This window comes from Cupriavidus sp. GW822-FHT03E04, assembly GCF_058801495.1.
Genome location: NZ_JBXANI010000020.1, coordinates 49,291 through 66,147 on the forward strand (window position 1 = coordinate 49,291; position 16,857 = coordinate 66,147).

The window sequence follows — 16,857 nt, forward strand, 5'->3', positions numbered from 1 at the left end:
GCGCGCCGCGTGGGCTGGCCCACACATCCGCGCCGATAGCCCTGCCGCCAACGCTGGCGTAGGCGGCAGGGCCGGCCCCGCGCGGTATAGTTGGGGCCTGACGACCCTCCTGCCGGGCGCCGCCACGCGCGCCGCCCGCCAAGCCATGCCGACCCAAACCCCTGCTTGCGCCACGCCTGATTCCCGCACCCCAACCGTCCCGGCCGACGTGATCCGCACCGATGTGCTGATCGTCGGCGCCGGCCCGGTCGGCCTGTTTGCCGCCTTCCAGGCGGGTGTGCTGGGGCTGAAGTGCGAGCTCATCGACGTGCTGGACCGCGCCGGCGGACAGTGCACCGAGCTCTACCCGGAAAAGCCGATCTACGACATCCCCGCGGTGCCGGGGTGCCTGGCACAGGACCTGGTCGACCGCCTGCTCGAGCAATGCGCGCCGTTCGCTTTTCCCATGCATTTCAACGAGCGCGCCAACGGCCTGGCCGAGGTCCCGCCCGAAGCTCACGGCACGGCCGGCCATGAGCACCCGCACCGCCTGCTGGTCACAACCGACACCGGCAAGCGCTTCGACGTGGCCGCAGTGCTGATCTGCGCCGGCGCTGGCGCTTTCGCCCCGCAACGCGTGGCGCTGCCCGAGGCCGCCGCGCTGGAAGACCGCCACCTGCACTACGCTGTGCGCGACACCGCGCGCTTCGCCGGCAAGCGCGTGGTGGTGGCCGGCGGCGGAGATTCCGCCCTGGACTGGGCGCTGGCGCTGCGCAAGACCGCGGCGCGCGTTACGTTGCTGCACCGCCGGGAAGGCTTTCGCGCGGCCGACGGTACGGTGGCCGAAATGCGCGCGGCCGTGGCCGCCGGCGAGATGGACTTCGTGGTGGGCATGCTGGGCGCGCTCAAGACCGAGGGTGGCTCCCTGGCCGGGGTCGACATTCGTACCCGGGAAGACACGATCAGCCTGCCTGCCGACGAACTCGTCGCGCTGTACGGCCTCGTCTCCGAGCCCGGCCCGATCGCCCAGTGGGACCTCGACATGCGCGCCGGGCGCATCATGGTGGATACCACCACCTACGAAACGTCCCGCCGCGGCATTTTCGCCGCGGGCGACATTGCCTTCTACCCCAACAAGCAAAAGCTCATCCTCTCGGGCTTCCACGAGGCAGCCCTGGCCCTGCGGCGCGCCTATCACTATGCCTTCCCGGAAAAGGCACTGGTTCATGTGCACACCAGCAACAACGCCACGCTCAAGGAAAAGCTGACGCACGCCTGAGCGCGACAGCCTGCACGGCCCACAGCGTCAGACGCAGAAAGACTCGACCAGCCCGGCCACCACCCGCGGCTGGTCGTGATGCAGCATATGGCCGGCGTCATCGACAATGGCCTCGCGGAAATCGCGAAACGCCTTGAAGCGCTGCTTGAACTCCGCCAGCGGCTGGTCCTTTGCAATGTGGCTGAGCGTTTGCGAATTGCGTGCTTCCACGTGCAGCACCGGCGCGGTGGCCTGCGCCCAGATCGCCATCACCTCGTCGAGCCGGTACAGCACCGGATTGACCATCTTGTGCGCGGCATCGCCCAGGATCTCCCAGCGGCCTTGCGCATTGCGCGCTGACCAGTGCTCGGCCAGGAAGGCGGCGCGGTCATCGGGCAGGCGCGGATTGGTCTTCTGCAGCCGTGCCGCCACCGCCCCCACGCTGTCATAGGAGCGCAACGGCTGGCGCTCGCGCAACTCGTCGAGCCAGCGCGCATAGCGCCCGGGTGCTTGCTCGGCGCGCGTGCCGGTCATGCCAAACCCCTCCAGGTCAACCACGCGGCGCACCCGCTCGGGGCGGATGCCGGCGTAGAAGCAAGCCACGTTGGCGCCCATGCTGTGCCCCACCAGGTTCACCGGCGCGTCCGGCTGGTAGTGGTCGAGCACGGCCTCGAGATCGGCAACATAGTCGGGAAACCAGTAGGACTCGGTGCCGGGGTAGCGCGTAGGCCAGTCGGTCTGGCCAAAGCCGCGCCAGTCCGGGGCGATCACGTGCCAATCGCGTTCCAGCGCGTCCACCATGAACTGGAACGAGGCGGCCACGTCCATCCAGCCATGCAGCAGGAACAAGGTGGGCGCACCGGGCTCGCCCCAGTGGCGCACGTGCATATTGAGGCCGCGCAACGTGATAAATTCCGAGCGCGAGGTTTCTCTGATTGCCATGGTGTCTCCCCGGGTGACTTTTCCCTGATCGTGGCGGACGCTTTCACCCGTGGCAACGGGGAAGCCTAAAAATAGAACGATCGTTCGTTTGCGGATTATAGCGGCAAGCCGGCCCGGCCCGCATCCCGAACGCAACCCAGGAGACCCAGCATGGCCGCATCCGCCCTGCCAGCCAGCCGGCGCGACGACTATCCCGCGCTACACTCGCAATTCCACTGGCATGTGCCCGAGTTTTTCAACCTGGCCGACGCATGCTGCGGCCGCTGGGCGCGCGACCCGGCCACGATGGATCGCATCGCGGTTCACACCGAGCACGAGGACGGGCGCCGCGCCAGCTACAGCTACGCCTTCATCCAGGCCGAGGCCGATCGCCTCTCCCGGGCGCTGCGCACGCTGGGTGTGGCGCGGGGCGACCGCGTGGGCATCGTCATGCCGCAGCGCATCGAGACGGTGATTGCGCATATGGCGATCTACCAGCTCGGCGCCATCGCCATGCCGTTGTCGATGCTGTTCGGCCCGCAAGCCCTGGCGTACCGTCTCCAGCACAGCGAGGCGTGCGTGGCGATTGCAGACGAATCCTCCATCGACAACGTGCTGGCCGCGCGCGCCGAGTGCCCGGCGCTGGCCACGGTGATCGGCGCCGGTGCCGCCGTGGGCCGCGCGGAGCACGACTGGGATGCGCTGCTGGCGGCCGAGCTGCCGGCGTTCACCGCAGTCGTGACCAAGGCCGACGAGGCGGCGGTGCTGATCTACACCAGCGGCACCACCGGCCCGCCCAAGGGCGCCCTGATCCCGCACCGCGCGCTGATAGGCAACCTCCCCGGCTTCGTCTGTTCGCAAAACTGGTTTCCCCAGGCCGGCGACGTGTTCTGGAGCCCCGCGGACTGGGCCTGGACCGGCGGGCTGTGGGACGCACTGATGCCCACGCTGTATTTCGGCAAGACCATCGTGGGTTACCAAGGCAGGTTCTCCGCGCAAACCGCCTTCGCGCTGATGGCGCGTTATCGCGTCACCAATACCTTCCTGTTTCCCACCGCGCTCAAGCAGATGATGAAAACCTGCCCCGCGCCGAGCAAGCACTACCAGTTGCACCTGCGCGCGCTGATGAGCGCGGGCGAAGCCGTGGGGGAAACCGTGTTCGCCTGGTGCCGCGACGCGCTCGGCGTGGTCGTCAACGAAATGTTCGGCCAGACCGAAATCAACTACATCGTGGGCAACTGCACCGCGCAGAACAACGATGGCCAGCCAGGCTGGCCGGCGCGCCCGGGCTCGATGGGCAGGCCCTACCCCGGCCATCGCATCGCCGTGGTCGACGACGAAGGCAGGCCCTGCGCGGCGGGCGAGGACGGCGAGGTGGCCGTGTGCAGCACCGACGCCCACGGCCATCCCGACCCCGTGTTCTTCCTCGGCTACTGGCGCAACGAGGACGCCACCGCCGGCAAGTACCTGGAGCGCGACGGCCTGCGCTGGTGCCGCACGGGCGACCTGGCGCGCATCGACGAAGACGGCTACCTGTGGTACCAGGGGCGCGCCGACGATGTCTTCAAATCCTCCGGCTACCGCATTGGCCCGACCGAGATCGAGAACTGCCTGCTCAAGCATCCCGCCGTGTCGAACTGCGCGGTGGTGCCCTCGCCGGACCCGGAGCGCGGCGCGGTGGTCAAGGCATTCATCGTGCTGGTGCCATCGATTGTGCGTTCGGCGCAGGCCGACGCCGCGCTGGTCGCCGAGCTGCAGCAGCATGTGCGCGGCCAGCTAGCGCCGTATGAATATCCCAAGATCATCGAATTCATCGCGCAGTTGCCGATGACCACCACTGGCAAGATCCAGCGGCGCGCGCTGCGCGAGATCGAAGCCCGGCGCGCCGCGCCAGCCCGCCCGTAGCACTGGCAGGCGGGTGCGGCCGCAAGGCTCGCACCCGCCCCTGTCCCTGGCGCTCAAACCCGCCCTCCAAGCCCCGCCTCCCAGCGTCCGGCCGGCACAACCTGCCGCGCCACGGACAACCGATCGCGCGCATCGATATGCGTCGCCCTCCCGACAGTCAAGTTTTCGCCGAATCTGACGTTAGCAAGGACATGCGGAGCGCATCGCTATGGCGCATCCCATTCGGCAGATCAGACCACACGTTCCAGTCGCAGGAGGGGGCATCCATGCCAGCTCATTTTTTCCGAAAAATTTATAAGATTATTCGTATAAATGCCAATCGGAACCATTCCATTTTCGCCCTTTTAACAAGGGTAATTCCTATACCCCTCAGTAGCATCAGCACGGTGGATAGCAGCACATTCCGCAACCTGACCTAACAGAGTAGTGCAAAAAAAAGGGTTGGGAAAACTCGGATTATCTTGATTGTTTTTCCCAATCTTGGGAAATAAAGTTCCCAAAGAGCACGCAGAAATTTCCCAATGTGCTTCAAGTTAATGACGAACAGGAGATCACGATGAGCACGTTTGCAAGCACCGGCCGCGCCGCCTCCCACCGCTTCGCGCTCCGGCTGCCGTTGGCCCTGGCGAGTGCTTTGCTTTCGGTATCCGCGTGGGCCGCGGATGGCGTGATCTACTTCCGGGGGGCCATCGTCGCGCCGCCCTGCAATACGCAAATCAGCACGAGCGGGACCGCCTCGGTCAATTGCCCGGCAAACGGCACCCATGCCGCGGAGTCCGCCTCCCTGCCGCTGCTGCCTGGCCGGGTCGTCCAACTGGCGGCAGCGCGCGCCTCGGTCGTGCCCGTGCAATTCACAGCAGGCCCCGGTAGCGCCGGCAAGCAGGGCTATGTCGTGGTGACGGAATACAACTGAGCGGCCTGTCCCTCGAGCCACGCCAGCTCATCCTCGTCGAAACCCGCCGCGCGGCGCGCTGCCAGGTTGAAGGGCGGCCGCAGGCGCGGTGCCTGGTAGCGCGCGGCCAGTTCGGCGTAGGTGGCGACGGGGTCCAGGCCACGGCAGGCACACAGCCAGCGGTACCAGCGGTTGCCGATGGCTACGTGACCCACCTCGTCGCGCAGGATGATGTCGATGATGGCGGCGGCCTCATGATCACCGGCGGCTGCGAGCTTGGCGCGCACCGGTGGCGAGGCATCCAGCCCGCGCGCCTCCAGCGTGCGCGGCACCAGCGCCATGCGCGCCAGCACATCGCCGGCGGTCTTGTCCGCCATCTCCCACAGGCTGTTGTGCGCCGGAAAATCGCCGTAGCGCGCATCCAGCGTGGCCAGGTGCTGCGCGAGCAGGCTGAAATGCAGCGCCTCCTCGTCGGCCACGCGCAGCCAGTCCAGGTAGAAGGCCACCGGCATCGCGTCGAATCGCCAGATGACATCCAGCGCCAGGTTGATCGCGTTGAACTCGATATGCGCGAGCGCGTGGATCAGCGCCGCGCGGCCGGCGGGCGTATGGATGGACCGCCTGCGCTCCACCCGCTGCGGCGCCACCAGTTCGGGCAGCGGCGGCCGGCCGGGCAGCGGCAACTCGGCCGCGATCGCCTCGCCGATGCCCAGGGCCTCCGGCGCCATGGCCTCGGCCGCCAGCCGCATCCGGCGCGTGGCCGCGGCCTTCTCGTGCGCGTCGCTCAGGCAGAGGATGGCAAGCGCCTGGCGGCGCAAGGACGGCGCCGCCACGCCGGATAAAGCGCCAGGCGCGGCACCGCGATCGGGGTCAGGGGCGCCAGGAGACGCGGCATCGGGTAGGTTTGCTGGCATAAGCGTAAAATCCGGTTTGCCGCCATTGTAGGGCCCGGCAGGTGGCACCCTATGCCAGCAGGCCCGCCCACGACCCTTTAAAGCCCGGCGGCAAACCCCATATACCCATACGAACTTGTGCAGGAGACCCCATGGCGCTTTACCAGCTCGGCGACGTTGCCCCCACCATCGATCCGGATGCCTACGTGGCGCCGGAGGCCACCATCATCGGTAACGTGATGCTCAAGGCACGTGCCAGTGTATGGCCAGGCGTGGTGATCCGAGGCGACAACGAGCCGATCGTGGTTGGCGAGTCCAGCAATGTGCAGGAAGGCACCGTGCTCCACACCGACCCCGGCTGCCCGCTGACCATCGGCGACAAGGTCTCGATCGGCCACCAGGCCATGCTGCACGGCTGCACCGTGGGCGAAGGCTCGCTGATCGGCATCCAGGCGGTGATCCTGAACCGTGCGGTGATCGGCAAGGAGTGCCTTGTCGGCGCCGGCGCCGTGGTCACCGAAGGCAAGGTGTTCCCGGACCGCTCGCTGATCCTCGGCGCGCCGGCCAAGGTGGTGCGCGAGCTCACCGAGCAGGACGTAGCCAACCTGTATCGCAATGCCGAGACCTACGCCACCCGCCAGGCCATGTACAAGACACAACTCAAACGCATCGACTAAGCGACCAAGGCGCCGCGCCAGCGGCTCCGATTTACCGACGGATCATCGTGACTGACACCACCACCCCTGACACCCTGCAGAAATTCCTGTTCGACGCGGCCCCCGTGCGCGGCGAGCTGGTACGCATGCAGGCCACCTGGCAAGAAGTGCTGCGCCGCAACCATTACCCCACGCCGGTGCGCCGGCTGCTGGGCGAAATGATGTCGGCCGCCGCCCTGCTTTCGGCCAACCTGAAGTTCAACGGCGCGCTGGTGATGCAAGTGCACGGCGATGGCCCGGTGCGCATGCTGGTGGTGGAGTGCTTGTCCGACCTGTCGATGCGCGCAACGGCCAAGCTGGCCGAAGGCGTGACGCTGGCCGACGACGCCACGTTGGCGGATCTCGTCAACGTCAGCGGCCACGGCCGCTTCGCCATCACGCTGGACCCGCAGGACAAGCTGCCCGGGCAGCAGCCGTACCAGAGCATCGTGCCGCTGGCCGACAAGCATGGCCCGATGACATCCATGACCGCCGTGCTCGAGCACTATATGCAGACGTCCGAGCAGCTCGACACGCGGCTATGGCTGGCCGCCGACGACAAGGTCGCTGCAGGCATGCTGCTGCAAAAGCTGCCCTCCTACGGTGGCACGCTGGAAGGCCACGCCGAGCGTGAGCCCGCGCAAGTGGGCGAAACCGGCGCGCCGCTGGCGGACACAGCCCGCGCGCAGGACCTCGACACCTGGGACCGTGCCTGCCAGCTCGGCGCCACGCTGAAGGACGCCGAACTGCTTGCCGAGACGCCGGACACCTTGCTGCGCCGCCTGTTCTGGGAAGACCTGGAAGCCACCGGCCTGCGTGTGTTCGAGCCGCTGACCCCGCACTTCCAATGCTCGTGCTCGCGCGCCAAGGTGGCGGGCATGCTGCAGAACCTGGGCCGCGTGGAGATTGAAGACATCCTGGTGGAACGCGGCGAAGTGGAAATCCAATGCGATTTCTGCGGCCAGCAGTACCACTTCGACCCGGTCGATTGCGCGCAGCTGTTCACGCCGGTCCCCGTGGCTACCGGCGCCGGCGACGGCGCGGGCCAGCAGCACTGAGCGGCAACGCGCGGGACGGCGATGCGAGCGACGGTGCAAGCCATGATGCGAAGCGCAACGGCAGGAACCTTTCTGCCCTGCGCCGGGGTCCAAGCGTCAGCGCCCCACCAGAGTCAGGGAATCATCATGTCCGCTTTGTCCTCTCACCCGTGCGCCACAATCAGCGCCATGCTGCTTGGCGCCGTGCTGGCCTGCGGCGGCTGCGCCCAGTTGCCGCGCGACCTCAACGGCTCGCCGCCGACGGCCCGCCTGGCGCCCAACGCCGTGCCGCCGCCTCCCGTCACCGCGGAAGACATCCAGAAGATCGGCGAGCTGAACCGCCAGGTACTGCGCGAGCAGGATGCCGCGATTGCCCGCCAGCAACAGGCGCAAGCCATGGCGCGGGCGGCAAGCTACTATGCCTATCCCTCGCCTAGCTGGAACCTGTATTACGGCGGCTGGGGCGGCGGGCACTGGGGCGGCGGAGTCGGATTCAGCAGCCCGGGATACCGGGGCTGGGGCTACGGTGGCTATCCGTACTGGTGGTAAGCAGCGGTAAGCGGCCGACGAAACTGGTGCGGCAAGCAACCAAGGACGCGAGCATGCTTCATCCATGCCGTTGCGGAGCAACGGCGGCAGACGCTACGAGATAGAAAACGGGAAAGACGCCAGTCAGTGGCGATTGAATGCCGGGGAGTTCGCCGGAGGCGGCAGCGGCGGCGTGGCGCTGACCTTGGGGGCCGGTGCCACGAACTGCACGAACACCTCGCCATCCTTGACCATGCCCAGCTCATAGCGGGCACGCTCCTCAATGGCGCCGGTGCCATCCTGCAGGTCCTTCACTTCCCCTTCCAGCTTGGCATTGCGCAGCTTGAGCGCTTGGTTGTGCGCGCTCTGTTCCTGCACCTGCTTGTCCATATCCCACACACGCAGCCAGCCGCCCTTGCCCAGCCATAGTGGATACTGGATGGCGAGCAACAGCACAAACAACAGCAACGAGATCAGGCGCATGGATTCTGGCGCTTAAGCGAAAAAAGGAAGTTGCGTCATGCGCCGGCCACGGCATCGTGCGCGGCCGGCGCATGGCACGAGCTTAGCGCAGATTGTAGAACGCGCTCTTGCCCGGGTAGCTGGCGATATCACCGAGATCTTCCTCGATGCGCAGCAGCTGGTTGTACTTCGAGATACGGTCCGAACGCGACAGCGAGCCGGTCTTGATCTGGCCGGCGTTGGTGCCCACCGCGATATCGGCGATGGTGCTGTCCTCGGTCTCGCCCGAACGGTGCGAGATCACGGCCGTGTAGCCGGCGCGCTTGGCCATTTCGATGGCGGCGAAGGTTTCGGTCAGGGTGCCGATCTGGTTGATCTTGATCAGGATCGAGTTGCCGATGCCCTTTTCAATGCCTTCCTTCAGGATCTTGGTGTTGGTGACGAACAGGTCGTCGCCCACCAGCTGCACGCGCTTGCCCAGCTTGTCGGTCAGCACCTTCCAGCCGTCCCAGTCGCCTTCGCCCATGCCGTCCTCGATCGACACGATCGGGAACTTGTCGCACAGGTTGGCCAGGTAGTCGGCGAACTGGGTCGAGGTCAGCTTCAGGCCTTCGCCATCCAGGTGGTACTGGCCTTCGGCTTCGTGATAGAACTCGGTCGCCGCGCAGTCCAGCGCCAGCAGCACGTCTTCGCCAGCACGGTAGCCAGCCTTCTCGATGGCCAGCAGGATGGTGTTCAGGCACTCTTCGTTGGAAGCGAAGTTGGGGGCAAAGCCGCCCTCGTCGCCAACCGCCGTGGACATGCCCTTGTCGGACAGGATCTTCTTCAGTGCGTGGAACACTTCAGCGCCGCAACGCAGGGCTTCACGGAAGCTCGTTTGCGACACCGGCATGATCATGAATTCCTGGATGTCCAGGCTGTTGTTGGCGTGCGCGCCACCGTTGACGATGTTCATCATCGGCACCGGCATCTGCATCGCGCCCGACCCGCCGAAGTAGCGGTACAGCGGCAGGCCGGCTTCTTCGGCAGCGGCGCGGGCCACGGCCATCGACACGGCCAGCGTGGCGTTGGCGCCAAGGCGGGCCTTGTTGTCGGTGCCGTCGAGGTCGATCAGGGTGCGGTCCAAGAAGGCTTGCTCGGAAGCGTCCAGGCCCATGATGGCTTCGGAGATTTCAGTATTGATATGCTCGACCGCCTTCAGCACGCCCTTGCCGAGGTAGCGCGACTTGTCGCCGTCACGCAGCTCGATGGCTTCGCGCGAGCCGGTGGATGCGCCCGACGGCACTGCCGCGCGGCCCATCACGCCGGATTCGAGCAGGACGTCGCACTCGACCGTCGGGTTACCGCGCGAGTCGAGAACTTCGCGACCGATGATATCTACGATTGCACTCATGGATTCCTCTTGGACTGTTGATGCTTGATGACTTCTTACTACACGGGCGCCATGCCCTGGACTACCGCTGGCTACAGCTGACCGAGCTGGCTGACGCCTAAGCCTTAAGCGCCTTCCACCACGATCATGTTCATGCGCGCGGCGTGCTCGCGCGACTTGCGCGCGGCGCGGTATTCCTCGCTGTCGTGGAACGACTTTGCCGCGTCATAGCTGGGAAACTTCAGCACGACCACGCGCGTCGGGGCCCAGTCGCCCTCGAGCTTCTCGGTCTTGCCGCCGCGCACCAGTACCTCGGCGCCATGCACCTTCATGGCATGGCTGGAGAGCACTTTGTACTCTTCATACTGCTGGGGATCGGTGACATCGACGTGGGCAATGATATAGCCGCTGGCCATGGCGTATCTCCGTGTGTTCTTATGATGTTGATTCTACTTGGCTGATCATGGCCGCCCGATGACGGCCATGACCGCGGTGGCACGGCAAGCTCAGGCGCAAGCCGCCGGCCAGCCGAAATTGTCTTCCAGGAAGCCGTTGCGCTTGACCAGGGTGTCCAGGTCCTTGAGCACCGACAGCAGTTCCTTCATGCGCGACAGCGGCACGGCGTTGGGGCCGTCCGACATGGCCTTGCTCGGATCCGGATGGGTTTCCATGAACAGGCCCGCCACGCCAACCGCCACGGCGGCGCGGGCCAGCACCGGCACGAACTCGCGCTGGCCGCCCGAGCTGGTGCCCTGGCCACCCGGCAGCTGCACCGAGTGGGTGGCGTCGAACACCACCGGCGCGCTGGTCTCGCGCATGATCGCCAGTGAGCGCATGTCCGAGACCAGGTTGTTGTAGCCGAAGGAAACGCCGCGTTCGCAGGCCATGAAGCTGTCTTCCGGCAGCCCGGCCTCGCGCGCGGCATCGCGCGCCTTGTCGATGACATTCTTCATGTCGTGCGGCGCGAGGAACTGACCCTTCTTGATATTGACGGGGCGGCCGCTCTGCGCGCAGGCACGGATGAAGTCGGTCTGCCGGCACAGGAAGGCCGGCGTCTGCAGCACGTCGACCACGGCCGCCACCGGCTTGACCTCGTCGATCTCGTGGATGTCGGTCAGCACCGGCACGCCGATCTCGCGCTTGACGGTGGCGAGGATCTCGAGACCCTTCTCCATGCCCAGGCCACGGAAGGTCCGGCCCGACGAGCGGTTGGCCTTGTCGAACGAGGACTTGTAGATAAAGGGAATGCCAAGCTCGCTGGTGATCGCCTTGAGCTCACCGGCCGTATCCAGCGCCATCTGCTCGGACTCGATCACGCACGGGCCGGCGATCAGGAAGAAGGGCCGGTCCAGGCCGACGTCAAATCCACAGAGTTTCATCGCTAATCTCCTGCTTGCGGTGCCGGGGCTTAGCCCGCCTTCTTCTGCTGGCTGGCCAGCGCCGCTTCCACGTAGGCCTTGAACAGCGGATGGCCATCGCGCGGGGTGGAGGTGAATTCCGGGTGGAACTGCACGCCCACGAACCACGGGTGCAGGCTTTCCGGCAGTTCCATCATCTCGGGCAGGTCTTCGGTCGGCGTACGGGCCGAGATCACCATGCCCGCCTTTTCCAGCGTCGGCACGTAGTGATTGTTGACCTCGTAGCGATGGCGATGGCGCTCGTTGACTTCCGGGCCATAGATCTGGCTGGCCTTGGTCCCGGCCTTGACCGGCACGCGCTGCGCGCCAAGGCGCATGGTGCCGCCCAGGTCGGACTCGGCGGAGCGCTGCTCGACCTTGCCTTCGCGATCCACCCACTCGGTGATCAGCGCGACCACCGGATGTTCGGTTTCCAGGTTGAACTCGGTCGAGTTGGCATCGGCCATCGCCGCCACGTGGCGCGCGAATTCGATCACGGCCAGCTGCATGCCCAGGCAGATGCCCAGGTACGGCACCTTGTTCTCGCGAGCGTACTGGATCGCGCGGATCTTGCCTTCCGTGCCGCGCTTGCCGAAGCCGCCCGGGACCAGGATGGCGTCCAGCGGCTTGAGCACTTCGAGGTGACCGGATTCGAGCTCTTCCGAATCGATGTACTCGATGTTCACGCGGGTGGCGGTGTGCATGCCGGCGTGGCGCAGCGCTTCGATCAGCGACTTGTAGGATTCGGTCAGGTCGACATACTTGCCCACCATGCCGATGGTGACCTCGTGCTGCGGGTTTTCCTGGGCATTGACCAGGCGCTGCCACATGGAAAGATCGGCCGGTTTGGGATCGATACGCAGCTCCTCGCAGATCAGGCGGTCGAGGCCTTGCTCGTTGAGCATCTGCGGGATCTTGTAGATGCTGTCCACGTCCCACACCGAGATCACGGCTTCTTGCGGGATATTGGAGAACAGCGAAATCTTGGCGCGCTCTTCGTCCGGAATCGGGCGGTCGGCGCGGCACAGCAGCGCGGTCGGCGAGATGCCGATTTCACGCAGCTTCTGCACCGAGTGCTGGGTCGGCTTGGTCTTGAGCTCGCCGGCGCTGGCAATGAACGGCACCAGCGTCAGGTGCACGAAGGCGGCGTGGTTGCGGCCCATGCGCAGGCTCATCTGGCGCGCGGCTTCCAGGAAGGGCAGCGACTCGATGTCACCCACCGTGCCGCCGATCTCCACCAGCGCGACGTCCGCCTTGCCACCGTGCGACGCAGCCGCGCCGCGCTCGATGAAGGCCTGGATTTCGTTGGTGATGTGCGGGATCACCTGCACCGTCTTGCCGAGGTACTCGCCGCGGCGTTCCTTGCGGATCACCGATTCGTAGATCTGGCCCGTGGTGAAGTTGTTCGACTTGCGCATCTTGGCCGAGACGAAGCGCTCATAGTGGCCAAGATCGAGGTCGGTTTCCGCACCGTCTTCCGTGACGAACACTTCGCCATGCTGGAAGGGGCTCATCGTGCCGGGATCGACGTTGATGTAGGGATCTAGCTTGAGGAGGGTGACTTTGAGGCCGCGCGACTCGAGAATGGCCGCGAGCGAAGCAGCAGCGATGCCCTTGCCGAGAGAAGAGACGACACCACCGGTGACGAAGACGAATTTGGTCATAAACCGAGCTTGCCGGGGAAATCGGGATTATACATGAGAGGCCGCCTGCTGCAGCGCCGCATTTGCGACAAGTCGCCTTGCCCGGCAGCCGCTGAGACGCTTTCGCCGCTTCGCACTCGCGTCCGCGCCGCCGCCCGATCCTGCCCCGCCTACGGACGCGCGAAGGTGGCGCCGTCGCCCCGCATTTGCCCGACCAGATCGCGGATCAGCCCGGCGGTCTGCCCGGGACGCTCCATCGGATACAGGTGCCCGCCCTCGATAAAGCGCAGGCGCTCGCCCACCAGCTTGCGCGTGGCGCCGAGCCCGCATTGCCGCACTTCGCGCGAACGCGTGCCGGCGACAAAGCTGACCGGCACCGGCGCGCCGCGCGCCACGCGCGCGCCCAGGCTGGTGGGCAGCGTGCGGTAGATCTGGTACTCGATCTCGCGCTCGAAGCGCAGGCGGCGTTCGGCGTCGTTGCCGGTCGGCTCCGTGCCATGCATCGCATAGTCGCGCAGCACCTCCTCGTCCCACGACGCGAACACCGGCTTGGAGCGGAAATGCGCCCACACCGCCTCGGCATCCGGCCAGTGCGTGCGCCGCCGCCGGGTCGCGGCAGCCGGGCTGGGCCGCTCATCCAGGCCGAAGCGTTGACCGGCCTTGAGCAAGGCGGCGCGCCACCCGGCAATCACGGGCGAATCCAGCATCACCACGCCGCGCACCCACTGCGGGCGGCGCAGCGCGGCCATCAGCGACAGGAAACCACCCAGCGAATGCCCCACCAGCCACACCGGCTCGCGGTACTTCTGCTCGATCGAAGCCAGCAGCTCATCGACCAGGTGCGGCCACTCGCGCGTGACCGGGAATTTCGGGTCGTGGCCATAACGGTCCACGGCGCGGATCTCGAAATCGTCTTCCAGCGTTCCGAACAGCTTGCGGTAGGTACTGACCGGAAAGCCATTGGCGTGCGAAAAATGCAGAATGTCGCGCATCGGGGTATTCGCAGCGCGCCCTCAGTCCTGCGTGCCGGCACGTTCGCGCGTGGCGCGCACAGGCTGGCCCCAGCGGTCGCCCGCGCCCTGGCGCGCCAGCGGAAACTCGGCCGGCGCGTTGGCATCCCACTCCGGATCGTTGATCTCGCCGAAGACCTGGCGCAAGCGTTGCCCCCAGGTATCGCGGATCATGCGGAAGTAGGCGTTCTTCTCGTCAATGTTGACAAAGCGGGTCACGCGCAGCGAATCGCCTTCGTAGACCAGCAGGTCCAGCGGCAGGCCTACCGAGATATTCGACTTCAACGTGGAGTCCATCGAGATCAGCGCACACTTGGCTGCCTCGCCCAGCGGCAGCGTCGGCTCGACCACGCGATCGATGATGGGCTTGCCGTACTTGGCCTCGCCGATCTGAAAATAGCAGTTCTCGGGGGTGGCCTCGACGAAATTCCCGGCGGCGTACACATGGAACAGGCGCACGCGTTCGCCGCGGATCTGGCCGCCGAAGATCAGGCTCACATTGAACTCGATGCCGGCCTCGCGCAGCGCGTGGGCGTCGTGCTTGTGCACCTGGCGCACCGCGTCGCCAACGATGGCGGCCGCCTCGAACATATCGCGCGCCGTCCACAGCGAGCGCTTCTCATCGCGGCCCTCCGCCAGTATCTGGCGCACCGCCTGGCTGATCGCCAGGTTGCCCGCGGTCAGCAAGACCATCACCCGGTCGCCCGGCTCCTCGAACACGGTCATCTTGCGAGCGGTCGAGATCGCATCGACACCGGCATTGGTGCGCGAATCGGAAAGGAACACCAGCCCGGCATCCAGCCGCATGGCTACACAGTACGTCATGATCTTGTCTTGTAATGGTGCACATTCACGCCTGGCGCTTCGCCAAGCCTGTCGCCCGGGCCAAGGCCGCATTCTAGCGCCGCGCCGGTGCGCCCGGAAACGTGCGGCACGCCCGTTTTTGGTGCACGGCGCACCACTTCATTCACTGCAACGGCGCAATGGCGATCTCGACCGCCAGCCGCTCGCCGCTGCCACCTTCGCGAATCCCGCGCACCGGTGCAGCCATGCGATAGTCACGCCCGACCGCCAGCCGGATATGGCGCGCGTCGCTCAGGCAGCCGTGGGTCACGTCGATGCTGCACCACAACTCCTTGCCGGCATCCACGCAGACATCGGCCCAGGCATGGCTAGCCAATTCCGACGCGGCCGGGTCATAGAAATAGCCGCTGACGTAGCGCGCCGGCACGCCCAGGGCCCGGCAGCATGCCACCATCACCTGCGCCTGGTCCTGGCAAACCCCGCTGCCCAGTGCGAATGCGTCGCTGGCCGAGGTGTCCACATCGGTGCTATCTGACCGGTAGCGCACCCGCCCGGCGATGCCATTGGCCAGCGCCAGCAGCGCGGGCACCGTCGCCCCCGCCGCCAGGTAGGGCGCGGCAAAATGCACCATCTCCGGCTTGGCGGCGGTCAGCGGCGTGCCGCCAAGGTAATACAGCGGCGACACACGCGCCTCGCCAGCCGGCGGCGCATCGCAAAAGAACGGCCCGTCCGCATCCATTGGCGGCGTGACATCGACCACGCCGCTGGCCTCGATCACCAGCGTATGTGCTGGCCCGGCCACAGTGAAGCTGTGCACGATATTGCCGAAACCGTCACGCGCCTCGGACAGGTTGCCGGGAACGGACAATTGCCATTCCTGCACGGCCTGCAGCGGGCCCGAGCGCGGCGCGAGCCGCAGTTCGTGCACGCTGCGCAGGACCGGCTCGGCATAACGGTAGACCGTCTTGTGGTGAATCTTGTATTTCATGATGTGGCGAGGCCGGCACAACCTCCCCACTTCATATAGGTCAGGCAGCGAGCAGCGGCACGAGGAAATCCCGGCTGATGCCGTTGCCGAGGTCGCCGATGCGCTCCAGGAAACTGGTCAGGTAAGCATGCAGCCCGACGGCGAAGATGTCGTCGATGCGCGCATATTTCAAATCGGCGTGGAGTTTACCAGCCTGGCGCTCGGTCTCCGAAGAAAGGTGGTTGCCCACCAGCGCCAGGATCGACACCACCTCGTCCATGCTGGACACCAGCGAGCGCGGCATGTCGGGACGCAGCACCAGCAGTTCGGCCACGCGCTCGGGCGTGATCACGGTGCGATACACCTTGCGGTACACCTCGAATCCCGACACCGAGCGCAGGACAGCCGCCCAGTGATAGAAATCGTTGGCGTCGCGATTGGGATCGCTATCGTCGACCGTGCTGGCCTGGAACTTCACGTCCAGAATCCGCGCGGTATTGTCGGCGCGTTCCAGGAACGTGCCCAGCCGCATGAAGTGGAAGGCATCATCCTTGAGCATGGTGCCAAACTGCACGCCACGGGCAAGGTGGGAGCGGAACTTCACCCACTCGAAGAACTGCGAAGGATCCTCGCGCAGCACGCCGTCGGCGATCATGCGCTGCACGTCGAGCCAGGTGGTGTTGATGGTCTCCCAGACCTCGGTGGTCAGCGAGCCGCGCACGGCGCGGGCGTTCTCGCGGGCCGCGCGCAGGCAGCTCATGATGGACGAGACATTGGTCATGTCGCGCACCATGAAGTCGATCACGTCGTCGCGCGTAAGCAGGCCGTACTTCTCGTCGAACACCGTGGTCAGCTCGGAGATATCGAGCATGGCCCACCAGCCTTGCTCCGCCACTTCCGCGGATTGCGGCAGCAGCGAAGTCTGGTAGTTCACGTCCAGCATGCGCGCGGTGTTCTCCGCGCGTTCGGTATAGCGCGCCATCCAGAACAGATGGTCGGCGGTGCGGCTAAGCATGGTCAGTCCCCTCGTACAGCGCTGTTCGCCCGCGCGCCGCCGGCAACGCGGCTGCCAGCGCGGGAATCACAAACAATCC

Annotated in this window: 17 protein-coding genes; 6 read left to right on the forward strand and 11 right to left on the reverse strand. The window is 66.1% G+C overall.

Annotated elements, in window-relative coordinates:
- The first annotated feature begins 145 nt into the window (after nucleotides 1–145).
- Nucleotides 146–1,258: an NAD(P)/FAD-dependent oxidoreductase gene (locus AC1RQC_RS26980; RefSeq protein WP_492372670.1), complete on the forward strand. Its 1,113-nt coding sequence runs from the start codon at nucleotides 146–148 to the stop codon at nucleotides 1,256–1,258.
- A 27-nt stretch (nucleotides 1,259–1,285) separates the two neighbouring features.
- On the opposite strand, the gene AC1RQC_RS26985 is transcribed toward AC1RQC_RS26980, so the two are convergent.
- Nucleotides 1,286–2,179 carry an alpha/beta fold hydrolase gene (locus tag AC1RQC_RS26985; protein ID WP_492372671.1) on the reverse strand — a complete coding sequence of 298 codons (894 nt, stop codon included), beginning with the start codon at nucleotides 2,177–2,179 and terminating at the stop codon, nucleotides 1,286–1,288.
- 150 nt (nucleotides 2,180–2,329) lie between these two features.
- Between AC1RQC_RS26985 and AC1RQC_RS26990 the strand changes: the two genes are divergently transcribed.
- Both AC1RQC_RS26990 and AC1RQC_RS26995 read left to right on the forward strand, forming a co-directional pair.
- Nucleotides 2,330–4,063, forward strand: a complete 1,734-nt coding sequence (locus AC1RQC_RS26990; RefSeq protein WP_492885138.1) for an acetate--CoA ligase — start codon at nucleotides 2,330–2,332, stop codon at nucleotides 4,061–4,063.
- 556 nt (nucleotides 4,064–4,619) lie between these two features.
- The gene (locus AC1RQC_RS26995) at nucleotides 4,620–4,976 is read left to right on the forward strand and encodes a YmdA family protein (protein WP_492372673.1); all 357 of its coding nucleotides are present in this window, start codon (nucleotides 4,620–4,622) and stop codon (nucleotides 4,974–4,976) included.
- Here the strand turns inward: AC1RQC_RS26995 and AC1RQC_RS27000 are convergent.
- Nucleotides 4,949–5,869 (reverse strand): ferritin-like domain-containing protein, encoded by a 921-nt coding sequence (locus AC1RQC_RS27000; protein WP_492829429.1) that lies wholly within the window; start codon nucleotides 5,867–5,869, stop codon nucleotides 4,949–4,951. The genes AC1RQC_RS26995 and AC1RQC_RS27000 overlap by 28 nt on opposite strands.
- 131 nt (nucleotides 5,870–6,000) lie before the next feature.
- Between AC1RQC_RS27000 and AC1RQC_RS27005 the strand changes: the two genes are divergently transcribed.
- The 3 genes from AC1RQC_RS27005 to AC1RQC_RS27015 all read left to right on the forward strand — a co-directional run bounded on the left by AC1RQC_RS27005 (nucleotide 6,001) and on the right by AC1RQC_RS27015 (nucleotide 8,129).
- Entirely contained in the window at nucleotides 6,001–6,525 is a 525-nt protein-coding gene (locus AC1RQC_RS27005; RefSeq protein ID WP_416048089.1) for a gamma carbonic anhydrase family protein, read from the forward strand.
- Nucleotides 6,526–6,572: 47 nt separating this feature from the next.
- Nucleotides 6,573–7,601: an Hsp33 family molecular chaperone HslO gene (gene hslO, locus AC1RQC_RS27010; protein ID WP_477133026.1), complete on the forward strand. Its 1,029-nt coding sequence runs from the start codon at nucleotides 6,573–6,575 to the stop codon at nucleotides 7,599–7,601.
- A gap of 126 nt (nucleotides 7,602–7,727) precedes the next feature.
- Nucleotides 7,728–8,129: a hypothetical protein gene (locus tag AC1RQC_RS27015; RefSeq protein WP_492372675.1), complete on the forward strand. Its 402-nt coding sequence runs from the start codon at nucleotides 7,728–7,730 to the stop codon at nucleotides 8,127–8,129.
- Nucleotides 8,130–8,252: 123 nt separating this feature from the next.
- Here the strand turns inward: AC1RQC_RS27015 and ftsB are convergent, their stop codons facing one another.
- The 9 genes from ftsB to AC1RQC_RS27060 all read right to left on the reverse strand — a co-directional run bounded on the left by ftsB (nucleotide 8,253) and on the right by AC1RQC_RS27060 (nucleotide 16,778).
- A complete protein-coding gene (gene ftsB / locus AC1RQC_RS27020) occupies nucleotides 8,253–8,591 on the reverse strand; it encodes a cell division protein FtsB (protein WP_174422818.1) in 339 nt (112 codons plus the stop codon).
- Between the two features lie 82 nt (nucleotides 8,592–8,673).
- Nucleotides 8,674–9,963 (reverse strand): phosphopyruvate hydratase, encoded by a 1,290-nt coding sequence (eno, locus tag AC1RQC_RS27025; protein ID WP_043344931.1) that lies wholly within the window; start codon nucleotides 9,961–9,963, stop codon nucleotides 8,674–8,676.
- 104 nt (nucleotides 9,964–10,067) lie between these two features.
- Nucleotides 10,068–10,358 (reverse strand): DUF1330 domain-containing protein, encoded by a 291-nt coding sequence (locus tag AC1RQC_RS27030; RefSeq protein ID WP_006160203.1) that lies wholly within the window; start codon nucleotides 10,356–10,358, stop codon nucleotides 10,068–10,070.
- A gap of 90 nt (nucleotides 10,359–10,448) precedes the next feature.
- On the reverse strand, nucleotides 10,449–11,321 hold the full coding sequence (gene kdsA / locus AC1RQC_RS27035; protein ID WP_492829431.1) for a 3-deoxy-8-phosphooctulonate synthase: 873 nt from the start codon (nucleotides 11,319–11,321) through the stop codon (nucleotides 10,449–10,451).
- Nucleotides 11,322–11,350: 29 nt separating this feature from the next.
- A complete protein-coding gene (gene pyrG / locus AC1RQC_RS27040) occupies nucleotides 11,351–13,003 on the reverse strand; it encodes a CTP synthase (RefSeq protein ID WP_043344927.1) in 1,653 nt (550 codons plus the stop codon).
- 149 nt (nucleotides 13,004–13,152) lie between these two features.
- Complete coding sequence (locus AC1RQC_RS27045; protein WP_492807773.1) at nucleotides 13,153–13,974, reverse strand: alpha/beta fold hydrolase; 822 nt, start codon at nucleotides 13,972–13,974, stop codon at nucleotides 13,153–13,155.
- 21 nt (nucleotides 13,975–13,995) lie between these two features.
- The gene (locus AC1RQC_RS27050; protein ID WP_193692133.1) at nucleotides 13,996–14,817 is read right to left on the reverse strand and encodes a proteasome-type protease; all 822 of its coding nucleotides are present in this window, start codon (nucleotides 14,815–14,817) and stop codon (nucleotides 13,996–13,998) included.
- Nucleotides 14,818–14,959: 142 nt separating this feature from the next.
- Nucleotides 14,960–15,784 carry a transglutaminase family protein gene (locus AC1RQC_RS27055; RefSeq protein ID WP_492885140.1) on the reverse strand — a complete coding sequence of 275 codons (825 nt, stop codon included), beginning with the start codon at nucleotides 15,782–15,784 and terminating at the stop codon, nucleotides 14,960–14,962.
- A gap of 40 nt (nucleotides 15,785–15,824) precedes the next feature.
- Nucleotides 15,825–16,778 (reverse strand): alpha-E domain-containing protein, encoded by a 954-nt coding sequence (locus tag AC1RQC_RS27060; RefSeq protein ID WP_441633667.1) that lies wholly within the window; start codon nucleotides 16,776–16,778, stop codon nucleotides 15,825–15,827.
- Between the last annotated feature and the right edge of the window lie 79 nt (nucleotides 16,779–16,857).

What these genes read in the sequence shown, in the direction of transcription:
- AC1RQC_RS26995 (WP_492372673.1), top strand. Translation starts at nt 4,620, where the DNA reads ATGAGCACGTTTGCAAGCACCGGCCGCGCCGCCTCCCACCGCTTCGCG.
- AC1RQC_RS27050 (WP_193692133.1), bottom strand. Translation starts at nt 14,817, where the DNA reads ATGACGTACTGTGTAGCCATGCGGCTGGATGCCGGGCTGGTGTTCCTT.
- AC1RQC_RS26990 (WP_492885138.1), top strand. Translation starts at nt 2,330, where the DNA reads ATGGCCGCATCCGCCCTGCCAGCCAGCCGGCGCGACGACTATCCCGCG.
- AC1RQC_RS27030 (WP_006160203.1), bottom strand. Translation starts at nt 10,358, where the DNA reads ATGGCCAGCGGCTATATCATTGCCCACGTCGATGTCACCGATCCCCAG.
- AC1RQC_RS27015 (WP_492372675.1), top strand. Translation starts at nt 7,728, where the DNA reads ATGTCCGCTTTGTCCTCTCACCCGTGCGCCACAATCAGCGCCATGCTG.
- eno (WP_043344931.1), bottom strand. Translation starts at nt 9,963, where the DNA reads ATGAGTGCAATCGTAGATATCATCGGTCGCGAAGTTCTCGACTCGCGC.
- AC1RQC_RS27000 (WP_492829429.1), bottom strand. Translation starts at nt 5,869, where the DNA reads ATGCCAGCAAACCTACCCGATGCCGCGTCTCCTGGCGCCCCTGACCCC.
- AC1RQC_RS27055 (WP_492885140.1), bottom strand. Translation starts at nt 15,784, where the DNA reads ATGAAATACAAGATTCACCACAAGACGGTCTACCGTTATGCCGAGCCG.
- AC1RQC_RS27005 (WP_416048089.1), top strand. Translation starts at nt 6,001, where the DNA reads ATGGCGCTTTACCAGCTCGGCGACGTTGCCCCCACCATCGATCCGGAT.
- ftsB (WP_174422818.1), bottom strand. Translation starts at nt 8,591, where the DNA reads ATGCGCCTGATCTCGTTGCTGTTGTTTGTGCTGTTGCTCGCCATCCAG.
- pyrG (WP_043344927.1), bottom strand. Translation starts at nt 13,003, where the DNA reads ATGACCAAATTCGTCTTCGTCACCGGTGGTGTCGTCTCTTCTCTCGGC.
- AC1RQC_RS26980 (WP_492372670.1), top strand. Translation starts at nt 146, where the DNA reads ATGCCGACCCAAACCCCTGCTTGCGCCACGCCTGATTCCCGCACCCCA.
- AC1RQC_RS27060 (WP_441633667.1), bottom strand. Translation starts at nt 16,778, where the DNA reads ATGCTTAGCCGCACCGCCGACCATCTGTTCTGGATGGCGCGCTATACC.
- AC1RQC_RS27045 (WP_492807773.1), bottom strand. Translation starts at nt 13,974, where the DNA reads ATGCGCGACATTCTGCATTTTTCGCACGCCAATGGCTTTCCGGTCAGT.
- kdsA (WP_492829431.1), bottom strand. Translation starts at nt 11,321, where the DNA reads ATGAAACTCTGTGGATTTGACGTCGGCCTGGACCGGCCCTTCTTCCTG.
- AC1RQC_RS26985 (WP_492372671.1), bottom strand. Translation starts at nt 2,179, where the DNA reads ATGGCAATCAGAGAAACCTCGCGCTCGGAATTTATCACGTTGCGCGGC.